Genomic DNA, 23,304 nt, shown 5'->3' with positions numbered 1-23,304 from the left:
GTTATAGCGATGTGATCAGGCGGGCGCCGCAGGCGGTGGCATCGCCGTCATAGGCGTACGGCTTGCCCCTGTGCTTTGCGCCGGCGCCGTCTGGCGTGATGGGAAAGCTGCCCTTGCACTTGGGACAGAAAGTCATGTCGTCGGCCAGCGCCGCCGTCTTCCCCATCACGGTGCTGCCCGACGATGCACTGGTGACCTTGCCGCCGTGATCGGTTGCGTCTCCTAGCCGGATGACGCCGCGTCCCGCATGTTTCATGCTTGCCTCGCTTTCAGGGATAAACTGCTCAAGCCAGTTGCAGCAAATAACGCACCTGCGCGCCGTGTACCTTGCCTTGTGCCGTCTGCAAGAACGTCGTCCAGCCGAGGCGCCTTCTTTCTGAAGGGTTGGAACTCAGGAGCAGGGGCCGGATGCACGGCGGACTCAGTATCAGCCGCACTTCGTATTGCACATCCGGCACGCCAAACAGCGCCAGCATCTTTGCCAGTGCCGCCGCACCTGCGCTGTGCGGCAGGAAGCGTTGCAGGCCGGCAGTATCCAGCGGGCCGATATGCAGGCAGACGCGCATGTCCTGGCGCCACAGCCGCAGACCAAGCGTTGCGCCGCGCGCCAGAACGAAGTTGACACTGCCCAGCAGGCTGCGCCGGTTTTTTTCCAGATAGTCCCAGCCCCCGACAAATTGTTGCAGGGTGACGGGTACGCCGCAGTATTCGGCCAGCACGGGACCTATCGCCTGAGCTGAAACGGGGCGGCAGCGCAGCAGGCCAGCGTACCAGGCTGCGACGTCCTGCGTCACGGCGCCGGCCTCGCCGTTCGATGGCAGCGCATCGCGCGGTACGCCAGCGAGTGCCGTCAGCAAGGGCAGTTGCGCATCTTTTGCATGGGTCTCGCGTGCGGACTCCAGGCGATATTTTTCCCATGCCTGGCAATACAGCGAGACCATGCGGTGTGAAAAGATATCGAGGAAGGCCGAGACGCCGGCATCCTTGCTCGACAGGCGGCAGGCGGCGATGCGTTCCGAGTGATGCAAGGGTAAGGTGCCGCTGGCGCCCAGAAAACGCATGAAAGTCGGTGTCAGGATCAGTTGTTCATGCTCGTCGAGCGAGAGCTGCTCGATTTCGCTGGCTGGAAAGTTCAAGGACAGGCTGTTCTTGAAGCGCAACACCTGGCTGAAGGCTTGTGCATGGGACACGTTCTGCTGACGTAGCCAGCACAGCAGAATACGCACCGCCTGCACGAACTGGTAGCGGTAAGGCTCGGCGAGCAAGTGTTGCATTACACCAGATTCTGCAATCCGCTTCTTGGTTTGCATCGGATCAGCTCCTCTCCGCTTTGCAGTGACAGCACCACCAGCTCGATGAAACTGTTGATTTGCACATACAGGCCAAGAAAGTGGTCGATCACCTGCACAAACAGGTGCATGCCGCTGCCGATAAAGGCTTCTTCGTCCAGCGTGATGCGCACTTCCACGCCATGCGCCAGCGAGGTGCCGCGCCTGTGCCGCAGCCATGTCGTGGTTGGCGAGTGCGCCAGCGCGACGATGCCGCCTATCTGGCGTTGCGAACTTGCCGATTGGGACAGGTCGTACAGCGTCAGCATTTCGCGCAGCGCCGGCAGTCCCTCCTGGACCAGTGCGTGATGATTCAGCGCCAGATGCGAAATCAGGCGCCAGTGCAGACCTGCGCCTGGCGAAAAGCGTCGCGGCTGGCTGGGGCGTCGCAGCATGTGCAGCGCGGGTCCGCCAGCGCACGGTTGCAAGTCTCCTTGCGGCTGGCCGTATTTGAGTGCAAGGGGAAGATCGCGGTTGCTGCATGTCAGCGACAGCGACAAGCTGGCCTTTTCATGGATCAGGGGATTGAAGTCGCTGTCGATCAGCGTGATTTTCTTTTCATGACCAGGGCTTTTGATGGCCAACGCCGTATCGTGGCGCATGATCCAGTAATGGCCTTGTTGCGCCGTACCCTCGCCATGCCGCAGGCTGTACAGCGGGCGGAATTCGGTCAGCGTGCTTTCGCCGCCGCGTTGGCGCAGCAAACGCACGGAGTCGATGGAAACGACTTCGTAGCCATGCGCATGGGTGGCATGGGCCAGCACGGGATAGTCGGTTTTCTGCCGGGTGACGGAGATCGGCACGCCCTCCTGGCGGAAGAGATTGACCGCCGGACTGCAGCCCAGCTTCAAGTTTTCGCTGGAAATGCTGGACAACATGCGCGCCGTCGCGGAATCGGGTCGCAAACCGGCCATGCACAGATGCAGGGTGAAGCGCTGGCAAGCAAGCGGCAAGGCGGCACTCAGCGCCGCGATATCGATGTCAAAGAAATTGAATTTTTCCGGATACGCAAAATACTCGCTCAGGATGCGGTATGCCGGCTGCGAACGGGCGCCAAAAGGTATCAAGGCATCCGCGTCGGCGAAGCCGACGGGGGCCAAAGGGACGGCGGGCAAGGCCGTCCATTGCGCCGCGTCGGTCGACACAAAAGCACAGACGGTATGCATGAACAAGGCATCGCGCAATGCGGCGGAAAAAGAAGCCTCGCCATCGATGAAAACGCGCAGCGACGCGGGCGCCGCACCGGGATGCCGGATGCCGATGTTCAGCGAGGAGCTGGCCGATGCTGGCAGGCGTAGGCCCGGTGGCGCCTTGATCATCGCATCGAAAACGGCGCTGTCCAGTACCGATGCGCCGGTCGTCATATCGTAGGCCGTCTTGAAACGGCAGCGTACGCCACGCACGGGCGCTGTATCCATTTCACTGCCGGCAGGCAGCTGCAAAGCACCCGCTCCCGCCGCCGGGGCGCACTGGCGCACGATGCTGCAGGATGGAAAGGGACGCAGGTAATGCGGGAACAGGGCTTCGAACAAGGCTTCGGTAAATTGCGGATAGTCGTCATCGAGCCGTTTTGAGATGCGTGCCGCCAGCATGGCCACCGATTCGATCAAGTGTTCCACGTGCGGATCTTCGCAAGATTCGCCGGACATATGCAATTTGCCGGCGATTCTCGGATAGCGCTCGGCAAACTCACGGCAATGTCGCCGCAGCATCACCAGCTCGCGTTCGAAATACGGCAGCAAGTCTTCCATCTTTCTTTTCCTGTGTCTTCGCGGCGGAATGGCCAGTATCCGAGCGTTTGCTCCAAGGAAAATTGCGTTTGCGCAAATAATTGAACAGGGTTACTGCGCAACATCAAGGACTTCCACGCTGGCAACATCAGACTGGCAAAGCAGAAAGATTCCAACGGTCAACACGGAGAACGCAATGACATTGCCATCCAAATTACTTTGGTCCGAAGGCCTGGCCATCGGTCCCCAGCAATTCCAGCAGCTGGACCGCTACCATGAAGCGCGCCTGCAACGTCTGGCCTCGCTCATTAACCCACATTTATGGGGCGTGCATGGCGTCAGCTGGAATGCGGATGCGCTGGCCAACAATAGCCTGCGGGCAGATGCCATGTCGCTCGTCTTTCAGGATGGAGAGCTGTTTGAAGCGCCGCTGGGCGATGTATTGCCCAGTGCGGTTGACCTGTCCAAACTCCCTTCCAGCGAACATAGTTTTACTTTTTATGCCGCGCTGCCCGCGCTGCAGGCACATGGCGGCAATGTGAGCTCTGCCGGTGCGCGCTATGTCCAGGCGGATATCGAAACACCGGATCTGTACAGCGAGGCAGTCAGCATAGACGTGGCTTACCTGAAGAAACGCGTGTATCTGCTGTCCCAACTGGACCCTCTGAATGATTACCTTGCCATCCCGGTGATCCGTTTGTACCGCGCTGGCAATGGCGGCTTTGACATCGATGCCTCCTTCATCCCACCTGGCCTGACCATCAGTGCAGAGTCCTCGCTGCAGAAAATGCTCGATTCGCTGATCGATCGCGTGGGGGCGAAAATTGAGGCGCTGTACAGCCGCCACCGTCAGCCTGGTAACAATACGGTGGAATTTCATAGCGGAGATGTTGCCTCGTTCTGGATGCTCCATACTTTGAGCATGGCCAGCGCCACGCTCAGTCATTGCGCCAGTTACCGGCGCCACCATCCCGTGTATTTGTTTGAAAAATTGATGGCGTTGGCCGGTGGCTTGATGACGTTTTCGAAGAAATACACACTGAGCGACTTGCCCGCTTATTGTCACGATGACGCGGCTGCCGGCTTCGGCAAGCTCGATGGCATCATTCGTGACCTGATCGATACTGTGCTCCTGTCGCGCTATTTCCCGATCGCGCTATCGAACGACGCGCAACAGAACACCCACTATTACGGCTTGCTCGATGCCAAGCGGATTGACCGTCAGACCGAACTCTGTCTTGCGGTAAACGCCGATATGCCGGCGCTGGAACTGGTCGCCACGGTGCCGTTGCAGTTCAAGATTTCATCTCCGGACAATATCGAACTGCTACTGGGCAGGGCGCTGCCGGGTGCCGAGTTGCGCCATATGGCCCAGGTTCCCGCCGAGGTGCCAGTACGGCCCAATACGTATTACTTTTCGATCGATAACAAGGGCAGTATCTATGACAGCATGATCAAGGCCCAGGCGATTGCGATTTATGTGCCGTCTGGCATAAAAGGGCTGAAGCTGGAATTGTTCGGTATCAGTAGCGCCGCCGCGTAATGATGCTTGGCCTGACGCGCCGGGGTATTGTCAAAAGATTGCCCTAAGGAATAGACTTGCCCCGGCAGTTGACGTTATCATGTTTTTGTAAGTGTCGGTGGCTGAATGGCCGGCGCATAGTTGAAACATGGTGACAGGCGAGGGTGAGCATGGGCATGGCGAATGATGCGTGATGTGCCTGGCGGCGGGACGAGCAGGGCAGCGGTGTACCGCTGCGGCCGCGCATTGCTGCTGGCATTCTGTGTCGCCGCGGCCCCGGCCGCCGTGCCGGCAGCGGCGCCAGCCGCTGCGCCGCCGCACCAGGGCCAGCGCGTGCTGGTCCTCAACGCCTACGATTACGGCCGCGCCGGCGTGGAATCGTACACGCGCACCTACGTGGCCGCCATGGCCGCCGCGGGCCTGGCCAGCGAAGACATCATGGTCGAGCACCTGAACCTCAATACCCAGGGCGACCCGGCGCTGCGCAACGAGATGCGTGATTTGTTGCTTTTAAGATACACCCAGATGATGGGGCGCAAGGCCGACCTGATCATCGCCATGCAGCAGCCGGCGCTCGATTTTTTGTTGTCCGACCTGGCGCCGCTGGCGCGCGGCGTGCCCGTGCTGGCGATTAACACCTCGGGCAAGGCCTTGCCGGCCGGCAGTCCGCTGGCCATCTGGCAGCAAAAGGCGAACGTCGATTTTCCCGGCACCCTGGCGCAAGCGATGGCGCTGTTCCCGGAGACCAAAACCATCGTCATGGCCGTTGGCGTCAGCGAGGCCGACCAGGCCTTGAAGCGCAGCCTGCAGCAGGCGGCGCAGGCGTGGCAGGGCAGGGTTTACATCGAGTATCTCGACGGCCTGACCCTGGAGCAGATGCGCGTGAAGGTGGCGCACCTGCCCGCCGATACGTTGCTGGTGGCCGGCAATGTCAACCGCGACGTGGCCGGCGCCATCGCCACACCCGTGCAGTTTGCCGGCGAACTGGCGCGGCTGGCGAACGTGCCCGCCTTCGGCATGTATAACACGAACGTGGGCAAGGGCATCCTGGGCGGCTCCCTCCTGCACATCGAAGGGGCTGCGCAGCAGGTGGCGCAGATGTCGCTGGCCGTGTTGGCCGGCAAGGCGCCTGCCGCGCCGGGTGCCTTGCTGCCGCCGGTCCGCCCCGTGCCCATGTACGACTGGGAGCAGCTGCAGCGCTGGGATGCCGACAGCAGCCAGCTGCCGCCGGACACGCTGTTCTTCAACCGCCCGCCGCAGCTGTGGCACGAACACCGCGCCGCCGTGCTGCTGGCGGCCGGCGTCTTCATCGTGATGGCCGGCTTGCTGAGCGCACTGCTGCTGCAGCGGCGGCGTTTGCGCCGCGCAGAGAGCGAGGCGCGCGAAAGCGAACAGCGCTTCCGCATCCTCGTCGAGCATGCGCCTGAAGCGATCGTCGTGTATGACCTGGACCAGGACCGCTTCATCGACGCCAACAGCAGCGCGCAACGCATGCTGGGCATGTCGCGCGAAGCGCTGCTGGCGCGCGGGCCGTTCGACCTGTATAGCACGGAGCAGCCCGACGGCATGCCTTTGGGCCTGATGATGGAAGAGCATCTGCGCCGCGCCATGCTCGGTGAACCCATCCTGGTCGAGCGCCATGTGCGGCGCGCCGACGGCAGCGTCTTTCCCTGCGAAGTGCGGCTGGTGCGCTTGCCGATGGAAGGGCGGCGCCTGGTGCGCAGCGGCATCGTCGACATTTCCGAGCGCAAGCAAAGCGAGCAGGAGCTGCTCGGCTACCGCGACCACCTGGAAGAACTGGTGCAGCAGCGCACGGCCGCCCTGTCGGTGGCCGTCACCGAGGCCGAATCGGCGAACCGCGCGAAAAGCGTTTTTCTCGCCAACATGAGCCACGAATTGCGCACGCCCTTGAATTCCGTGATCGGCTTTTCGCAGATGATGGCCGATTCGAGCAGCATGTTCGAGGAAGAAAAACACAACCTGGCCATCATCAACCGCGCCGGCCACCATTTGCTGACTTTGATCAACGATATCCTGGAATTGTCGAAAATCGAGGCGGGCCGCATGCAGCTGCAGGCGGGGCCCGTGGACTTGAATGGCTTGCTCGACGAGGTGCTCGAGATGGTGCGCATGCGCTCGGGCGACCAGGGCATCGCGCTGCGGCTCGAGCGCGACGGCGTGCCCCCGCTGGTGCGCCTCGACGGCGCCAAGCTGCGCCAGGTGCTGCTCAATTTGCTGTCGAACGCGCTCAAGTTCATCGAGCAGGGCAGCGTGACCCTGTCGCTGAGCTGCCAGGCGGACGGCGACGGGCAGATGGCGCTGGCGTTTGCCGTGCGCGATACGGGCAGCGGCATCGCGGAAGAGGACCTGGAACGCATCTTTGAACCGTTCGTGCAGGCCGACAGCGCCGTGGCGCAGGCGGGCACGGGACTGGGGCTGACCATTTCGCGCGAATTCGTGCGCCTGATGGGCGGCGAGTTGCGCGTCGAATCGACCTTGGGCGCCGGTTCCCGCTTCAGTTTCGAGCTGCACGCGCCCGCGCTGCGGCAGCCGGCCCTCGCAGTGCAGGCGCCGGGCCGCGTGGCGCGCCTGCCGCCATCCCAGCGCGGGCGCATGGTGCTGCTGGTCGACGATGACGACAACTGCCGCAAGCTGCTGGCCGGCTTGCTGGCGCCGCTGGGCTTTCAGCTCCAGGAAGCGGCGGGCGGCGTGCAGGCGCAAGCGATGCTGGCGGCGCAGCGCTACGACATCGTGCTCAGCGACTGGCGCATGCCGGACCTGGACGGTTTGGCGCTGACGCGCTGGCTGCGCGCGCAGCCGGCGCTGGTGCAGCCGCGCCTGGTGATCATGACCGCCTCAGCCTTCGAGGAAGAAAAGCAGGAGGCGCTGGCGGCCGGCGCCGACGGCTTCCTGCGCAAACCGATCGAGCAGGAACATCTGTTCGCCATGCTGGAGCAGCAACTGGGCCTGCGCTTCCAGCGCACTGCCGCCCAAGCGCCGCGCGTGCCGGCCGCCGCCTTCGACCTGCAACAGGCGCTGGGCCAGCTGAGCGCCGCCCAGCGGCAGGCGCTGCTCGAATCCGTGCAAGCCCTCGATTTGCGGCGCAGCGCCATCGTGCTGGCCGGCGTGGCGACCAGCCTGCCGCAGCTGACCGCGCACATCGCCGCCATGCTGGAGCAGCACCAGTACCAGCCGCTGTGCGCCCTGCTGGCGCAGCCAACCAGCGAGCCGCAGGGCGAAGGCGCATGACGCCATACGCCCCCAAAGATGCGCGCCTGGGCGGCGTCTCCATCGTGCTGGCCGTCAGCGTAGCGCTGACCTTTGTCGTCACCGCGCTGCTGCTGGTGTTTGCCGTGCTGTTTTACCAGTCCGAACGCGAGCAGCGCTGGCAGCAGCTGCAGGGCAGCCTGTCCGTGAGCGCGGACCAGCTGGCCGTGGCCATCGAACTGCCATTGTGGAATCTCGATGAAAAGCAGATGCAGGCCATCATGCGCAGCATGCTGGGCAAGCGCGACCTGGTGGCCAGTTCCCTCACGCCGGGCATCGGCAAGGAAGCGCTGGTCCTGCGCCGCACTGCGTCCGGCGCCATCGGCAGCTTTTCTTCGCTGTCCGCGGAACCCGGCTGGCTGGTGCAGCGGCGCCCCGTGACGATGGGCGGACAGGTCATCGGCAGCGTGGCCGTGTATGCGACGCCGGCCCTGCTGCACGCGCAGCTGCGCCAGCGCGCGCTGGGCATCGGCGCCATGATCGTGGCGCTCGACGTGATCCTCGTGGCCAGCATCTGGCTGCTGATGTGGTGTCTGATGCTCAAGCCCCTGAAGGCGATCGGCCAGTATGCGGCCGGCATCCAGGCGGGGCAGGGCGAAGCGCCCGGCACGCCGCCGAAAGCGTGGTTCCTGGGCGAGCTGCGCACCTTGTACCGTTCCATCCGCGACATGGTGGCGCTGCTCGACAGCCGCTACCGCGCCCTGCAGCGCAGCGAGGAGCGCGTGCAGATGGCCACCGGCGCGGCCAGCATCGGCATCTGGGACTGGAACGTCAGCAGCGATGCCTTGCAGTGGGATGAGCAGATGTATGCGCAGTTCAAGGCCGACGCGGAAAGCGGCATGGCGCCGGCGGCGATCTGGCGCAGGGCGCTGGTGCCGGACGACGTGCCCGCCGCCAAGGAGGCCCTGCGCGCCGCGCTGGGTGCCGGCCAGGCGTTCACGCACGAATACCGCATCCTGTGGCCCGATGGCGCCATCCGCTACATCAAGGCCGATGCCGTGATCTTCCGCGACGGCCAGGGCCGCCCCATGCGCCTGGTGGGCTCGAACTACGACATCACGGCGCACCGCGAGGCGGAACTGGAACTGCTGCGCCACCGCCATCACCTGGAAGAACTGGTGGCCGAGCGCACGAGCGCCCTGTCGGTGGCCGTCAGCCAGGCGCAGGCGGCGAACCGCGCCAAGAGCACCTTCCTGGCGAACATGAGCCATGAACTGCGCACGCCCTTGAATTCCGTGATCGGCTTTTCGCGCCTGATGGCCGCCTCGCCGAACATGCAGGACGATGAGAAGCGCAATCTGGCCATTATCCACCGCTCGGGCAACCATTTGCTCACCCTGATCAATGAAATTCTCGAACTGTCGAAGGGCGAGGCGGGGCGCCTGCAGGCACAGACGGCCGTGGTGGCGCTGGCGCCGCTGCTGCAGGAAGTGATGGACATGCTGGGCATGCGCGCCGAGCAGCAGGGGCTGGCCCTGCGCCTCGACTGCGCGAACCTGCCGGCGGCCGTGGTGCTCGATGCGACACGCTTGCGCCAGGTGCTGCTGAACCTGATGTCAAACGCCGTCAAGTTCGCCGGCGGCGGCGAAGTCACCCTGCGCGTGCGCGGCGAGCGGCGCGCTGGCGACCAATGGGGGCTGTCGTTCGCCGTCAGCGACACGGGCATCGGCATCGCCCCGGAGGACCAGCAGCGCATCTTCGAGCCCTTCGTGCAGGCCGACAGCGCGGGACCGAAGGATGGCACGGGGCTGGGCCTGGCCATCTCGCGCGAATTCGTGCAGCTGATGAACGGCGAACTGACGGTGGAGTCGACGCCGGGGCAGGGCGCCACCTTCCGCTTCAGCATCCCCGCGCAGGCGGCCGAAGCGCCCGTGCCGGCGCCTGTGCCGCTGCCCGTGGCGCAGGCGCCCGAGGCGTTGCCGGCACTGCGGGCACAAGACTTGCTGCTGCTGACGGGGGAAGAACGCGCCGCCTTGCTGGTGGCGCTGCGCGAATTGAACCTGGCCAGGGTGGCCCTGCTGCTGGCGGCCTTGCCAGCGGTGGCGGCGCCGTTGCTGGCGCCGCTGCAGGCCATGCTCGACCAGCATCAGTACCGCCAGCTGTGCGGCTTGCTGGAAAATGAGGGGGCGCTGGCGCACACGTAAAAGTGTGGGCTGACAACATCGGTTTCGCTGAAAAGACGGACTAAGTAGGGCCGATGGATGGTGCTAAATTGCAATAAAGATTATGATGATAGTACGTAGTTCATCGCAAAGAAAATGTCTTGTCCAGCGTGGCAACGGACCGCCGCGCCTCATCCAAAGCTGAGAGAACTGCTACATGCACCGCGATTTTTCGGAAGTGAATTCGAAGGGCGAAGTACTGATCGTTGAAGATACGCCGGCTTCGCTGAAGCTGTTGAGCGATTTGCTGGGCGGCGCCGGCTACGCGGTGCGCCAGGCGCCGAACGGCGAACTGGCTCTGTGGACGGCCCAGGCGCGCCCGCCGGAGCTGATCCTGCTCGACGTGCGCATGCCCGGCCTCGACGGCTTTGAAGTGTGCCGCCGCCTGAAGGAGATACCGTCCCTGCAGCAGGTGCCGGTGATCTTCCTGTCGGCCCAGTACGATACGGACGACAAGGTGCGCGGCTTTGCGCTGGGCGCCGTCGATTTCATCGCCAAGCCCTTCCAGGCCGAGGAAATCCTCGCCCGTACCGATGCCCACGTGCGTCTGGCGCGGGCGCAGCTGCAGCTGGCGCAGGAGCGCGCCAACCTGGAACGCCGGGTGGCCGAACGCACGGCCGAACTGGAACAGGTGGCCAGCACGCTGGCGCGCGAAGTGCAGATCCGCCGCGCCAATGAAGAATTGCTGCGCCTGTCGGGCCAGGTCTTCGAAGCGACCCAGGACGCCATCCTGATCACCGATCCGGCCGGCATCATCGTCACGGCCAATCCCGCTTTTACCCGCATCACCGGCTACGCGGCGCAGGAAGTGGTGGGCACGGACATCATGCGCCTGCATGCCGAATACACGGGCGAAGCGGTGCTGCTGGCCCTGCGCCAGGGCTTGCGCAGCAGCGGCTGCTGGTCGGGCGAGGTGCAGACGCGGCGCAAGAGCGGCGACACCTATCCCTGCCTGCTCAGCGTCTCCACCGTGCACGGGCCCGATGGCGCCGTCGTCAACTATGTGGGCGTCTTCCTCGACATCAGCGAGCGCAAGGCCGAGCAGCATCTGATCGATTTCCTCTCCTACCACGACGCGCTGACGGGCTTGCCCAACCGCGTGCTGCTGCGCGAGCGCTTCGAACAGGCGCGCGCGAACGCCGTGCGCGACAGCCAGCAGGTGGTGCTGATGTGCCTGGACCTGGACCGCTTCAAGAACATCAACGATTCGCACGGCCAGGCCGTCGGCGACAAGGCGCTGCAAGTGGTGGCGCGCTTCCTGTCCGGCTGCGTACGCGAGGGCGACACTGTGGTGCGCCAGGGCGGCGACGAATTCCAGATCCTGCTGCAGGACGATGCCCTGCTGGGACGTACCCTGGGGCTGGCGCAAACCATCCTGGCCGGCTTGCGCGAAGAATTGAGTGTTGACGGCGAGCGCCTGGCGCTGACCACCAGCATCGGCATCGCCATGTGCCCGGCCGACGGCGACAGCCTCGACGACGTGCTGCGCCATGCCGACACGGCCCTCGTGCGCGCCAAGGAAATGGGGCGCGACCATTACGCCTTCTTCACGGAGCGCATGGGCAGCGATATCCGCGCCCGCCTGGCCATGCAGCAGCAGCTGCGCGGCGCCATCGGCCGCGATGAATTCGAAGTGCATTACCAGCCGCAGATGTGCCTGCGCACGGGCGCCATGCTGGGCGCGGAAGCGTTATTGCGCTGGAATAATCCTGTGCTGGGCAAGGTGCCGCCCGGCCTGTTCATCGCGCTGGCCGAGGAATATGGCTTGATCACGGCCATCGGCGAATGGGTGCTTGAAAGCGTGTGCGCGCAGATCCGCGTGTGGCACGACGCGGGCCTGGGCAGCATCAAGGTGGCCGTCAACCTGTCCGGCAAGCAGTTCGCGCAGGACCGCACGGTGCCCTTCGTCGAGGCGGCCCTGCGCAAGTACGGCATCGCGCCCGCCTGCCTGGGCATCGAGATCACGGAAAGCACGGTGATGGGCGACCCGGACAAGGCCGTGGCGGCCCTCACGCGCCTGAAGGACATCGGCGTGGGCATTTCGCTCGACGACTTCGGCACCGGCTATTCCAGCCTCGGTTACCTGAAGCGCTTTCCCATCGACGTGCTGAAGATCGACAAATCCTTCGTCGACGACGTCACCACCAGCAGCAGCGACGCGGCCATCGCCCGTTCCGTCATCTCGCTGGCGCACAACCTCGATATGCGCGTCATCGCCGAAGGCGTGGAAACGCGCGAGCAGGTCGCCTTCCTGACGGAACACGGCTGCGATGAAATGCAGGGCTATTATTTCAGCCGCCCCCTGGGCGCCGCACTGTTTACGGCCTTGCTGCGCGAACGGCGCACCCTGGCCATGGCCCAGGCATAAACGCCGCGGTGCGGTCGCTGCACCATGCCGGTGCATTCGCTGCAACGCGGTGCACGATTCTCACGTTTCCTTCACCTGATGCTGGCACATATCCTGCTTAGGTAATCGCTTATTTACGCGATTGCCCCGCATGCCAGACAGCAGCCATCCAGTCATGCCTCCACCAGCCAGCGCACACGGCGCCTGGCAGGCGCACCTGCGCCTGGGCTTCGCGCTGCACGATGGCGTCAGCCGCCTTGTCGAGCGCACGCACAGCGGCCCCCTGCGCGTGCAAAAGCCCCTGTATCCGGAAGGCGATGCCGTCTGCCACGCCATCATCATCCATCCGCCCGGCGGCGTGGTGGGCGGCGACCAGCTGGCCGCCGACGCCACGGTGGGCGAGGGCGCACACGCCTTGCTCACGTCGCCGGGCGCCGCCAAATGGTACCGCGCCAACGGCCATGTCTCGGGCCAGCACATCGTGCTGCGCGCGGGCAGCGGCGCGGCGATCGAGTGGCTGCCGCAGGAGAGCATCTTCTTCGACCAGGCCTGCGTGCGCCTGCGCCATGAGGTGGACCTGGCGGCGGACGCCGGCTACATCGGCTGCGACATCGTTTGCCTGGGCCGCAGCGCCGCAGGCGAAATTTTTAATACGGGCAGCATCAGCCAGCAGGTGCGGATCCGTCGCGGCGGCAAGCTGCTGTGGTGGGAGCAGGGCGTGCTGGCCGCCGGCGGCGCCCTGATGGCCAGCCCCCTGGGATTGGGCGGACACACGGTATGCGCCACCCTGATCGCCGTCGGCCGGCCCGTTTCTTCCGCCGTACTGGCGGCCGTGCGCGAGATCGCCGTGCCGGCCGGCGCCGCGTTTGGCGCCACGCACATGAAATCGCTGGTGGTGGTGCGCCTGCTGTGCGGCGACAGCGAAGCGGCGCGCCGCGTCATGCTGGCCGCCTGGCAGCTGCTGCGCCCCGCCATGCTGGGACGCGACGCCGTCGTGCCCCGCATCTGGAACACTTAGCATCTGGAACACTTAATCAGGAAAGAAGCGCAAGGAAAACCATGGACCTGACTCCCCGCGAAAAAGACAAGCTGCTCATTTTTACGGCCGCGCTGCTGTCCGAACGGCGCCTGGCGCGCGGCTTGAAATTGAATTACCCGGAAGCGGTGGCCCTGATCAGCGCCGCCATCATGGAAGGCGCGCGCGACGGCAAGTCGGTGGCGCAGCTGATGTCGGACGGCACCAAGATACTCTCGCGCGCCGACGTCATGGACGGCATCGCCGAGATGATCCCCGACATCCAGGTGGAAGCGACCTTCCCCGACGGCAGCAAGCTGGTGACCGTGCACCACCCGATACCGTAACCCTACAAGCGACATTGACAGGAGCCCCTCATGACCCCAGGCGAATACCAATTGGAAGAAGGCGAAATCAGCTTGAACGCGGGGCGCGCCACGGCCACCGTGGTGGTGGCCAACCGGGGCGACCGGCCCATCCAGGTCGGCTCGCACTTTCACTTTTTTGAAGTCAATCCGGCGCTGGCCTTCGAGCGCTGGCGTGCCTACGGCATGCGCCTCAATATCACGGCCGGCACGGCCGTGCGCTTCGAACCGGGCCAGCAGCGCACGGTGGAACTGGTGGCGCTGGCGGGCGAACGCAAGGTTTACGGCTTCAACGGAGAAGTGATGGGCGAACTGCAAGACACACCACCGGGAAAGGATTGAGATGGCCAGCATTCCCCGCAGCGCGTATGCCGAGATGTTCGGCCCCACCAAGGGCGACCGCATCCGCCTGGCCGACACGGAACTGTTCATCGAGATCGAGCATGACTACGCGATCTACGGCGAAGAGGTGAAATTCGGCGGCGGTAAAGTCATCCGCGACGGCATGGGCCAGTCGCAGCGCTGCGCGGCCGAAGTGATGGACACCGTCATCACGAATGCCGTCATCCTCGACCACTGGGGCATCGTGAAGGCCGACATCGGCCTGAAAAACGGTCTGATCTTCGGCATCGGCAAGGCGGGCAACCCCGACATCCAGCCCGGCGTGACCCTGGCCATCGGCGGCGCCACCGAGATCATCGCCGGCGAAGGCATGATCGTCACGGCCGGCGGCGTCGACACGCACATCCATTTCATCTGCCCGCAGCAGATCGAGGAAGCGCTGATGAGCGGCGTGACCACCATGCTGGGCGGCGGCACGGGGCCGGCCGTAGGCACGGCCGCCACCACCTGCACGCCGGGGCCATGGCACTTGCACGCCATGCTGGCGGCCGCCGACGCCTTCCCGATGAACCTGGGCTTCATGGGAAAAGGTAACGTCAGCTTGCCGCTGCCCCTGGAAGAGCAGGTGCGCGCGGGCGCCATCGGCCTGAAACTGCACGAGGACTGGGGCAGCACGCCGGCCGCCATCGACAATTGCCTGTCCGTCGCGGACCGCATGGATATCCAGGTGGCGCTGCACAGCGACACCCTCAACGAGGGCGGCTTCCTCGAACATACGCTGGCCGCCTTCAAGGACCGCACCATCCACACGTTTCACACGGAAGGGGCGGGCGGCGGCCATGCGCCCGACATCATCGCCGCCGTGGGCCAGTCCAACGTACTGCCCTCGTCGACCAACCCCACGCGCCCCTTCACCGTCAACACGCTCGACGAGCACCTGGACATGCTGATGGTTTGCCACCACCTGGACCCGGCGATTGCCGAAGACGTGGCCTTTGCCGAGTCGCGCATCCGCCGCGAAACCATCGCCGCCGAAGATATCTTGCACGATATCGGCGCCATCTCGATGATGTCGTCCGATTCGCAAGCGATGGGCCGCGTCGGCGAAGTGATCATGCGCACCTGGCAGACGGCGCACAAGATGAAGGTGCAGCGGGGCGCCCTGGCACCCGACACGGCGCGCAGCGACAATTTCCGCGCCAAGCGCTACATCGCCAAGTACACGATCAACCCGGCCATCACGCACGGGATTTCGCACGTGGTCGGTTCCATCGAGGCGGGCAAGATCGCCGACATCGTACTGTGGAAGCCCGCGTTTTTCGGCGTCAAGCCATCGATGATTTTAAAAGGCGGCATGATCGCCGCCGCGCAGATGGGCGACCCGAACGCCTCGATTCCAACGCCGCAGCCCGTGCACTACCGCATGATGTTCGGCGCCTTCGGCGGCGGCCTGAAAAAGTCGTTCACCTTTGTCTCGCAGGCGGCCTACGACCTCGATATCGGGCACCAGCTCAAACTGAATAAATCCGTCATCGCCGTGAAAAACATGCGCGGCTTGCGCAAGCACGACATGATCCACAACGGCGCCACGCCGCACATGGAAGTGGACCCGGAAACCTACGCCGTGCGCGCCGACGGCCAGCTGCTCGTGTGCGAGGCGGCCGCCGTGCTGCCCATGGCGCAGCGCTATTTTCTATTTTAAGCGGGAGACATCATGCTGACTTTGCATACCAAACTGGCGGCTGACGATCCTCGCGCCGCCGCTGCCCAACTCGTGCTGCCCTACGACCAGCGCGAAAAATGCCGGCTGCGCGCCGTGCTGTCGGATGGCGAGGACGTGGCCGTGTTCGCCGTGCGCGGCACGGTGCTGCGCGACGGCGAGCGCATGACGGGGCCGGGCGGGCAGGTGGTGCAGATCGTCGCCGCGCGCGAACCGACCTATCTGGTGCGCTGCGCGGATGCCCACACCTTGCTGCGCTGCGCTTTCCACCTGGGGAACCGCCACACCCAGGCGCAGGTAGGCGACGGCTTTTTGCGCATCCGCAAGGACGTGGTGTTGAAGGAGATGCTCGAAGGCTTGCGGGCGACCGTGACGGAAGAAAGCGCGCCGTTCGAACCGGAAGCGGGCGCGTATGGCGGCGGCCATGGCCACCACGACGGCCACGGCCAGCACTTGCTGGCACCCGTGCCGCTGCGGCAGAAAATCCACCGCCCCGGTGACACTGCGTGATGCAGGCGTCGGCCCTGCTGCATTTGCTGCAGTTCGCCAGCCCGGCCTTGCCGATCGGCGCCTACAGCTATTCGCAGGGGCTGGAAGCGGCGCTCGAGTCAAGCCTGGTGCACGACGCGGCCACGGCGCGCGCATGGATCGCGCAACACTTGGCGCAGGTGGTGGCGCGCTGGGAAGCGCCCCTGTGCTGGCGCTTGATGCAGGCGTTTGCAGCGCAGGATCTGCGCGCCGTGCAGCGCTGGAGCGAGCGCTTCATCGCTTCGCGCGACACGGCGGAATTTCGCGCCGAAACCATCCAGATGGGCTATTCCTTGACCAAGCTGCTGGCCGAGCTGGGCGTGGCCGATGGCGTCTTGATCGACATGCTGCAGGGCGAACCGGAAGTGGCTTTACCCACCGCGTATGCCTGCGCCGTGGCGGCGCTGGCCATTCCGCGCGAGGAAGCGCTGCTGGCCATGCTGTTCGCCTGGGCGGAAAACCAGGTGCTCGTCTGCGTGAAATCCGTGCCGCTGGGGCAGGTGGCGGGCCAGCGTTTGCTGCTGTCGCTGCGGCCGGACCTGGAAGCGGCGGCCCTCACGGCGCAAACGTTACCAGACGACGAGATGGGCAACTGGGCGCCAGGCCTGTCGCTGCTGTCGATGCGGCACGAAGTGCAGTACAGCCGCTTGTACCGTTCCTGAACTATTCAATGAGAGAGCAAACATGACATCGATTACCTCCAATCCCTTGCGCGTGGGCATAGGCGGCCCCGTCGGCTCGGGCAAGACGGCCCTGTGCGAAATGCTGTGCAAGGGCATGCGCGAGCGCTACGACATGGCCGTCATCACGAACGATATCTACACCAAGGAAGACATGGAAATCCTGCTGCGCGCCGATGCCTTGCCGGCCGAACGCCTGATGGGAGTGGAGACGGGCGGCTGCCCGCACACGGCGATCCGCGAGGACGCGTCGATCAACCTGGAAGCGATCGCGCGCATGCAGGCAGATTTTCCGCATCTTGATTTGATCCTGGTCGAATCGGGCGGCGACAATCTGGCCGCCACCTTCAGCCCGGAACTGTCGGACCTGACGATCTACGTGATCGACGTGGCCGGCGGCGAAAAAATCCCGCGCAAGGGCGGGCCCGGCATCACGCGCTCCGATTTGTTGATCATCAACAAGACGGACCTGGCGCCGTATGTGGGCGCCAACCTCGACGTGATGGCGCAGGATGCCAGGCGCATGCGCGGCGAGCGCCCCTTCGTGTTCACCAACCTGCGCAGCGGCGACGGCGTGCAGGTCGTCATCGATTTTATCCGCGAGCAAGGTTTGCTCGATCAACCCGGCAAGGAGCTGCAATGAGCGCAACACTGACGAAGAAAACAGCCGCCGTGGCGGCACTGTGCCTGCTGGCCTTGCCCGCGATGGCCCATCCCGGTCACGGCGACAGCGTGGGCTTTCTGGCCGGCTTCGCCCATCCGTTCACGGGCATCGACCATTTGCTGGCCATGCTGGGCGTGGGTCTCTGGGGCGGCCAGCAGCGCCGCGGCTGGGGGCAGCCCGCCACGTTTCTCGGCATGATGCTGCTCGGCGCGCTTGCCGGCATGGCAGGCTTGACGGTGCCCGGGCTGGAAACGGGCATCGCCGCCACGGTGGCGCTGGTGGGACTGGCCATCGCGCTGGCGCTGGCCTTGCCGAACTGGCTAGGCTTGGGATTGGTGGGTATGTTTGCGCTCGCGCATGGCAATGCGCATGGCCAGGAATTGCCGGCCGGCTCGGCCGCGTGCGGCTTCATGCTGGCCTCGGCCATGCTGCTGTGTGTGGGACGTGTCGTCGGCCAGGTGCTGGCCGAGCGCGTGCTGCGTGTGGCCGGCGTGGCCTTGACGGCCGCCGGCGTGGTGCTGATGGGGGTTGCTTGAGCGGCTTAAGCGCCGGGGCGCTTGTCGGACAGCACGATGGGCGCCGCCATTTCAGGATGCAAGCCCTGGTGGCCCGCATACACGGCGGCAATCGCCGCCATGTCGGCCTCCTTGTCGCCCGTCAAGTATAAATGGTCGACGACGCCCAGCACCTTGTTCGGGTAGTCGATGTAGACCAGCAGCAGCGGCACCTTGGCGGCCAGGGCCAGGTGATAAAAGCCGCTTTTCCAGTTCGGGCGGTAGCTGCGCGTCGCTTCCGGCGTGATGGCCAGCCAGTACCAGTCTGCGGCCAGCATGCGTTCGGCCTGGCGCTGGATCGTGCCGCTGGTGGTGCTGCGGTCGACGGGTTCGCCGCCGAGATAGCGCAGCACCTTGCCCATGGGGCCGCGGAACAGCGAATCCTTGGCCAGCCAGCGGAACGGCAAGGACAGCGCCCATTTGCCGAACAGGCCCACCATGAAATCCCAGTTGGACGTGTGCGGGTAGACGACGGCGATGCCGCGCGGCCCCGGCAAGGGGCGGAAGCGCAGGCGCCAGCCGAACAGGTGCAGCACGCGCAGCGCACAGCGCTGGTGCCAGGTCGGCAAGTCGCCCGCTTGTACAAATAAATCGTCCATTGATACCCTTCAGTGACACTGTTTTAATGGGATGGCGCTGGTGGCCATTTTCCTTGAAGCAAAAATTCTGCGCAGGCATTCTATACGGGGCTGGCGGTGGCGACAAGCAGCCGAGGCCGCTATCCATGCGGTGTCGGCGCCGTTTGTACTGCCATTTTAACCATGCTTGCTTCCTGTGCCGGGCACTAAATGCACGGTATGTGGTCAAAACTTGATGCAGGGTTGATTCACCCGATAGGGAGCCATGGCATGAAAAACAGTGTCGATGATGTACATGGAAACAATGTCCGAACGGACAAAGTGATGGCCGAGCTCGTCGAGCGTGGCGTGGCGTTTCATCACGCCCTGGGCCGGACGGTCGCAACGGCCTATTTGCGCGAGCACGCCGTGCCGGCCGAAGTGATACGCCGCGTCTTCAGCAGCGTGCAGGCGCGCCGCCCGGCCCGGCCGGCACGGCGCCGATGGCGCTGAAAGACAGGCAAAAACGGCGGCCGCCACGATCATTGCGCAGCGAACTGCGTTTGTGTCGTTGCGCCCGCCGCGTGGGGGAATGAGCGGCGCAGAGCCGCTCGTGCTCAGGGCGCTGTTCAGGCTTGTGCCGCCAGTGCCGGGTAGTCCGTATAGCCGGTCGCGTCCGGCGCGTACAGGGTGTCCGGGTTCAGCGGATTGAGCGGCGCGTCGCTGCGCAGGCGGATGGGCAGGTCGGGGTTGGCGATGAACCACAGGCCAAAGGCCACGGCATCGGCTTCGCCCTTGGCCAGCAAGGCTTCGGCCGCCGCCTTGTCCATTTTCTCGTTGGCAATGTACACGCCGCCAAATTCCTGCTTCAGGTACGGGCCCAGGCGGTCTTCACCGAGCGCTTCGCGCGCGCAGATGAAGGCGATGCCCCGTTTGCCCAGCTCGCGCGCCACATAGCCGAAGGTGGCGCGCGGGTTCGAATCGCCCATGTCGTGCGCGTCGCGGCGCGGCGCCAGGTGCATGCCGACCCTGTCGGCGCCCCATACTTCGATGCACGCGTCCGTCACTTCCAGCATCAAGCGGGCGCGGTTTTCAATCGAGCCGCCATAGTTGTCGGTGCGCAAGTTGGTGCTGTCTTGCAAGAACTGGTCGAGCAGATAACCATTGGCGCCATGGATTTCCACGCCGTCGAAGCCCGCTTTTTTCGCATTCTCTGCGCCCAGGCGGTAGGCTGCCACGATGCCGGGGATTTCTTCCGTGTCCAGTGCGCGCGGCGTGACGAATTCCTGTTTCGGGCGCACCAGGCTGACATGGCCGGCCGGCTTGACGGCGCTGGGCGCCACGGGCAGGTCGCCATCGAGGAAGACGGGTGCGGAAATGCGGCCCACGTGCCACAGTTGCAGCACGATCAGGCCGCCCGCGTCATGCACGGCCTTGGTGATGTGTTTCCAGCCTTCCACCTGCTCGTCGGACCAGATGCCGGGCGTGTCGGCATAGCCCACGCCCTGCGGCGTGACGGCCGTCGCTTCCGAGATGATCATGCCGGCCGAGGCGCGCTGCGTGTAGTACTCGGCCATCAGGGCGTTGGGCACGCGGCCAGGATTACCGGCGCGCGAACGCGTCAGCGGCGCCATGATGATACGGTTTTTCAGTTGCAGGCTGCCTATGGTGATGGAGTCGAATAAAGTTGCCATGGTTGCTATCTTTCCTGTCGAGAATGCCGCGAACGGCGATATGGATGGGGGTGCTGTTACAAACCTTGCTGCATGTGCTCCAGAAAGGCCTGGATGGTGGCTTCATTGCGCTTGAAAAAGCTCCATTGGCCAACTTTTCTGGCGGAAATTAAACCGGCCTTTTGCAGGGTGGCCAAGTGCGCCGAGACCGTCGATTGCGACAACCCCAGCCGCCGGTCGATCAGGCCGGCGCAGACGCCAAAGTCGAGCGGATGGTCCTGTTCGCAAAAATACTGCTCCGGCTCCTTCAGCCACTGCAAAATCTGCCGCCGTACGGGATTGGCCAGCGCCTTGTGAATGGCGTCGATGTCCATGCTGTTTCTCCTGGTCGATGTTCGTCTTCAAGCGATATATGTATCGTCTTTTATGAATTTCAATATCGGAATTTTACGATATAAATAAAAAACGTGCTGGCCGGTGGATTTATCAGGCAGGGGCGGGTGCCAGCGCCGGCCGGTCGGCCGCCCCGGCAGGTATCAGGCGAAGTGGAACAGCAGCAGGGCGATGACGGCAGGCACCGTTTGCAGATAGAGAATGCGCGTCATGACGGTGGCCGCGCCCCACACGCCAGCCACGGCGATGCAGGTCAGGCCGAAGACGGTGAATGCATGGGCGATGGCCGCGTCCGGGTGAAAAAAGCCCAGCGCCAGCGCGGCGACAAGAAAACCGTTGTAGCAGCCCTGGTTCGACATGGCGGGGCGCACGATCTCCGCTTTTTCCTTGGACAAGCCAAACACCTTGCGCCCGCGCGCATCGAACAGCACGGTTTCCAGCAGCACGATATAGACGTGCAGCAGCAGGATGAGGGCGGTAAGGATTTGGGCCAGTAGCAGCATCATTGTTCCCGAGAGTGAGTGGATGTAGCAATTATGCTGCCACAAGCATGTTTTTTGGCAATATTTGATTGGAGCGGCCGCACTAGAAAAAATGTGCTTGCGGCAAGAGTTTTCACCCGATGGTATACTTTTCCTTTTGCTCCTGTGGGGACGACCCCGCTCGATGTGGGGGCTGCATGGCGGGGACGACCCTGCCGCCTCGGGAGAAATAGATGGCGTGGATCATTCTGGTATTGGCGGGCTTGCTGGAAATCGGCTGGGCCATCGGCCTCAAATATAGCGCCGGTTTTACCCGTCTCGTGCCCTCCGTCTTGACGGCGGTGTCCATGCTGGGCAGCGTGGTGATGCTGGGCCTGGCCTTGCGCACCTTGCCTCTGGGCACGGCCTACGCCATCTGGACGGGCATCGGCACCGTGGGCACGGCCATCTTCGGCATCATGGTGCTGGGCGAACCGGCCAGCGCCGCGCGCATCGCCTGCATCGCCCTGATCGTCTCCGGCATCCTGGGCTTGAAATTGCTCAGCCCGCAATAAAGGATGCCAGCATGAGTCTCACCATGACGTATTTCTACCTGGCCATCGCCATCATCGCCGAAGTCATCGCCACCAGCGCCTTGAAGGCATCCGAGGGCTTCAGCCGTTTGTGGCCCAGTGTCATCACCGTTGTCGGCTACAGCATCGCCTTCTGGTGTTTGTCCCTGACCTTGAAGGTTATTCCTACCGGCATCGTGTATGCGATCTGGTCGGGCGTGGGCATCGTGCTCATTTCCGCCGTGGGCTGGTTCTGGTTCAAGCAAAGCCTCGATACACCGGCCCTGATCGGCCTGGGGCTGATCATTGCCGGCGTGCTGGTGATTAATCTTTTCTCCAAATCAGTGGGGCATTGATCAGAAGCTGCTGGCCACCCGCGCCAGGTAATACCACTCGGCATTGGCTTGCGCGTTGACGTCCGGGAAGAGGATGTAGGCGTCGAATTCGGCCGTCACGGGCGTGCCGTCCGCGCGCACGCCGATCTGCTCGCCCTGTTTGACCTTGTCAAAGCTGGACCAGGTCTTGATGAAGCGGTCGCTTGCATGCAGCTTGTCGTGCACGACGACCATGTTCAACGCTTCCATGTCCGCGTCGGCGATCGGTTCAGGCTGCGGCGCATCGATGAAGCCGAGGAAGGCCAGGGTGTTCATGATGGCGCGGTAAGCCACGTCCGGCGCGGCCGGGTCCGCGTGCTGGCCGCATTCCAGGGTCAGCGCATAGCCGCCCGTCGAGCGCATGTATTCCGTCGTGCCCACGCCATAGCGCAAGACCAGGCCCACCTGATCGCTATTGCCCAGGCGGCGCTGTACGCCCTGGCCATACGCATGCAGCCAGCCGTCGACGAAGCGGCGCACGCCCAGGCGGCGCGCCAGCGCGCGTTCCTTGTCTTCGTGTTGAAACGGTTGCAGCGGGCCATCGTTGTTGCGCGGCCCCACCATGACGAAGGGCTGGCTGTCGGCATTGAACGAGTGCAAGTCGAGCAGCACGTCGTGCTGGCCCAGCAAAGGGCACAGCCAATTGGCGATGCGGTCTTCGAAATCTTGTGGATTGTCGTTCGGAAACAGATTGCGGTTCAGGTTGCGGTCGCCGCTGCGCACGCCCTTGGCGTAGGCCAGCGGGTTGGTGATGGGCACGAAGGTGACGCTGCCGGCCAGAATCGAGAGGGCGCCGCTGTCGAGTTCAGCCATCACGCGGTGGATGCCCTTGGTGCCGCAGGTTTCATTGCCGTGCACGGCGCCGGTGACGATCAGGCGCGGGCCGCTGCCCTGGCCCGTGTAGTTGATGGACTTGAAGTGGAGTGCGCTGCTCATGCTGGACATATCCTATGCTGTTGCGGGAAGGGAAAGCGGGGTCGGCATATTTTAGCGGGATTCGCCGTGCACGCCTGCAAAAATGTGGCCATGCCGCACTCTGGCGTGGCATGA

At 64.2% G+C, this 23,304-nt stretch carries 23 protein-coding genes; 14 read left to right on the top strand and 9 right to left on the bottom strand.

The features are described 5' to 3' along the window. Position 1 precedes the first annotated feature (1 nt). Genes D9M09_RS16570 through tssF form a run of 3 tightly spaced genes read right to left on the bottom strand, consistent with a single transcriptional unit; the run spans position 2 to position 3,079 of the window. Complete coding sequence (locus tag D9M09_RS16570; RefSeq protein ID WP_121669909.1) at positions 2-256, bottom strand: PAAR domain-containing protein; 255 nt, start codon at positions 254-256, stop codon at positions 2-4. 28 nt (positions 257-284) lie between these two features. Next, positions 285-1,274, bottom strand: a complete 990-nt coding sequence (tssG, locus tag D9M09_RS16565) for a type VI secretion system baseplate subunit TssG (protein ID WP_162995730.1) — start codon at positions 1,272-1,274, stop codon at positions 285-287. Beyond that, a complete protein-coding gene (gene tssF / locus D9M09_RS16560; RefSeq protein WP_121669907.1) occupies positions 1,274-3,079 on the bottom strand; it encodes a type VI secretion system baseplate subunit TssF in 1,806 nt (601 codons plus the stop codon). Before tssF ends, tssG begins: the two co-directional genes overlap by 1 nt. 175 nt (positions 3,080-3,254) lie before the next feature. Between tssF and tssK the strand changes: the two genes are divergently transcribed. The 12 genes from tssK to D9M09_RS16500 all read left to right on the top strand — a co-directional run bounded on the left by tssK (position 3,255) and on the right by D9M09_RS16500 (position 18,206). Continuing rightward, a complete protein-coding gene (gene tssK / locus D9M09_RS16555) occupies positions 3,255-4,601 on the top strand; it encodes a type VI secretion system baseplate subunit TssK (protein ID WP_121669906.1) in 1,347 nt (448 codons plus the stop codon). A gap of 162 nt (positions 4,602-4,763) precedes the next feature. After that, positions 4,764-7,829, top strand: coding sequence for a sensor histidine kinase (locus D9M09_RS16550; protein ID WP_121669905.1), 3,066 nt, complete (start codon positions 4,764-4,766; stop codon positions 7,827-7,829). Continuing rightward, a complete protein-coding gene (locus tag D9M09_RS16545; protein ID WP_121669904.1) occupies positions 7,826-9,991 on the top strand; it encodes a sensor histidine kinase in 2,166 nt (721 codons plus the stop codon). The genes D9M09_RS16550 and D9M09_RS16545 overlap by 4 nt, the downstream gene beginning before the upstream one ends. 175 nt (positions 9,992-10,166) lie before the next feature. Beyond that, a complete protein-coding gene (locus D9M09_RS16540; protein ID WP_070313461.1) occupies positions 10,167-12,377 on the top strand; it encodes an EAL domain-containing response regulator in 2,211 nt (736 codons plus the stop codon). Positions 12,378-12,531: 154 nt separating this feature from the next. Continuing rightward, entirely contained in the window at positions 12,532-13,374 is an 843-nt protein-coding gene (locus D9M09_RS16535) for an urease accessory protein UreD (RefSeq protein ID WP_162995729.1), read from the top strand. Between the two features lie 41 nt (positions 13,375-13,415). Continuing rightward, positions 13,416-13,718, top strand: coding sequence for an urease subunit gamma (locus D9M09_RS16530; protein WP_121669903.1), 303 nt, complete (start codon positions 13,416-13,418; stop codon positions 13,716-13,718). Between the two features lie 30 nt (positions 13,719-13,748). After that, positions 13,749-14,078: an urease subunit beta gene (locus D9M09_RS16525; protein ID WP_034751935.1), complete on the top strand. Its 330-nt coding sequence runs from the start codon at positions 13,749-13,751 to the stop codon at positions 14,076-14,078. A 1-nt stretch (position 14,079) separates the two neighbouring features. Next, entirely contained in the window at positions 14,080-15,780 is a 1,701-nt protein-coding gene (gene ureC, locus D9M09_RS16520) for an urease subunit alpha (protein WP_099411588.1), read from the top strand. Positions 15,781-15,792: 12 nt separating this feature from the next. Continuing rightward, the gene (gene ureE, locus D9M09_RS16515; protein ID WP_121669902.1) at positions 15,793-16,308 is read left to right on the top strand and encodes an urease accessory protein UreE; all 516 of its coding nucleotides are present in this window, start codon (positions 15,793-15,795) and stop codon (positions 16,306-16,308) included. Next, positions 16,308-16,988, top strand: coding sequence for an urease accessory protein UreF (locus D9M09_RS16510; protein ID WP_121669901.1), 681 nt, complete (start codon positions 16,308-16,310; stop codon positions 16,986-16,988). The genes ureE and D9M09_RS16510 overlap by 1 nt, the downstream gene beginning before the upstream one ends. A 22-nt stretch (positions 16,989-17,010) precedes the next feature. Beyond that, positions 17,011-17,649, top strand: a complete 639-nt coding sequence (ureG, locus tag D9M09_RS16505) for an urease accessory protein UreG (protein ID WP_100873508.1) — start codon at positions 17,011-17,013, stop codon at positions 17,647-17,649. Then, the gene (locus tag D9M09_RS16500; RefSeq protein ID WP_121669900.1) at positions 17,646-18,206 is read left to right on the top strand and encodes a HupE/UreJ family protein; all 561 of its coding nucleotides are present in this window, start codon (positions 17,646-17,648) and stop codon (positions 18,204-18,206) included. Before ureG ends, D9M09_RS16500 begins: the two co-directional genes overlap by 4 nt. A gap of 5 nt (positions 18,207-18,211) precedes the next feature. Here the strand turns inward: D9M09_RS16500 and D9M09_RS16495 are convergent, their stop codons facing one another. The 5 genes from D9M09_RS16495 to D9M09_RS16480 all read right to left on the bottom strand — a co-directional run bounded on the left by D9M09_RS16495 (position 18,212) and on the right by D9M09_RS16480 (position 21,353). Next, positions 18,212-18,823 carry a 1-acyl-sn-glycerol-3-phosphate acyltransferase gene (locus tag D9M09_RS16495; protein ID WP_070289317.1) on the bottom strand — a complete coding sequence of 204 codons (612 nt, stop codon included), beginning with the start codon at positions 18,821-18,823 and terminating at the stop codon, positions 18,212-18,214. A gap of 204 nt (positions 18,824-19,027) precedes the next feature. Beyond that, positions 19,028-19,327: a hypothetical protein gene (locus tag D9M09_RS29095; protein ID WP_162995728.1), complete on the bottom strand. Its 300-nt coding sequence runs from the start codon at positions 19,325-19,327 to the stop codon at positions 19,028-19,030. An 83-nt stretch (positions 19,328-19,410) separates the two neighbouring features. After that, entirely contained in the window at positions 19,411-20,475 is a 1,065-nt protein-coding gene (locus tag D9M09_RS16490; protein WP_121669899.1) for an alkene reductase, read from the bottom strand. A 56-nt stretch (positions 20,476-20,531) separates the two neighbouring features. After that, positions 20,532-20,828, bottom strand: coding sequence for an ArsR/SmtB family transcription factor (locus D9M09_RS16485; RefSeq protein ID WP_121669898.1), 297 nt, complete (start codon positions 20,826-20,828; stop codon positions 20,532-20,534). A 162-nt stretch (positions 20,829-20,990) separates the two neighbouring features. Then, positions 20,991-21,353 carry a DUF1304 domain-containing protein gene (locus D9M09_RS16480; RefSeq protein WP_070289319.1) on the bottom strand — a complete coding sequence of 121 codons (363 nt, stop codon included), beginning with the start codon at positions 21,351-21,353 and terminating at the stop codon, positions 20,991-20,993. Between the two features lie 209 nt (positions 21,354-21,562). Between D9M09_RS16480 and sugE the strand changes: the two genes are divergently transcribed. Further along, the gene (gene sugE, locus D9M09_RS16475; RefSeq protein WP_070217981.1) at positions 21,563-21,883 is read left to right on the top strand and encodes a quaternary ammonium compound efflux SMR transporter SugE; all 321 of its coding nucleotides are present in this window, start codon (positions 21,563-21,565) and stop codon (positions 21,881-21,883) included. Positions 21,884-21,906: 23 nt separating this feature from the next. Continuing rightward, a complete protein-coding gene (locus tag D9M09_RS16470) occupies positions 21,907-22,236 on the top strand; it encodes an SMR family transporter (RefSeq protein ID WP_070217979.1) in 330 nt (109 codons plus the stop codon). Here D9M09_RS16470 and D9M09_RS16465 read toward each other — a convergent pair whose 3' ends face one another. After that, positions 22,237-23,199 carry a succinylglutamate desuccinylase/aspartoacylase domain-containing protein gene (locus D9M09_RS16465; protein WP_083293722.1) on the bottom strand — a complete coding sequence of 321 codons (963 nt, stop codon included), beginning with the start codon at positions 23,197-23,199 and terminating at the stop codon, positions 22,237-22,239. It abuts the gene before it with no gap. Between the last annotated feature and the right edge of the window lie 105 nt (positions 23,200-23,304).

The sequence above is a fragment of the Janthinobacterium agaricidamnosum genome (assembly GCF_003667705.1).
GTDB lineage: Bacteria > Pseudomonadota > Gammaproteobacteria > Burkholderiales > Burkholderiaceae_D > Janthinobacterium.
This window is presented reverse-complemented; position numbering and strand designations above follow the sequence as displayed.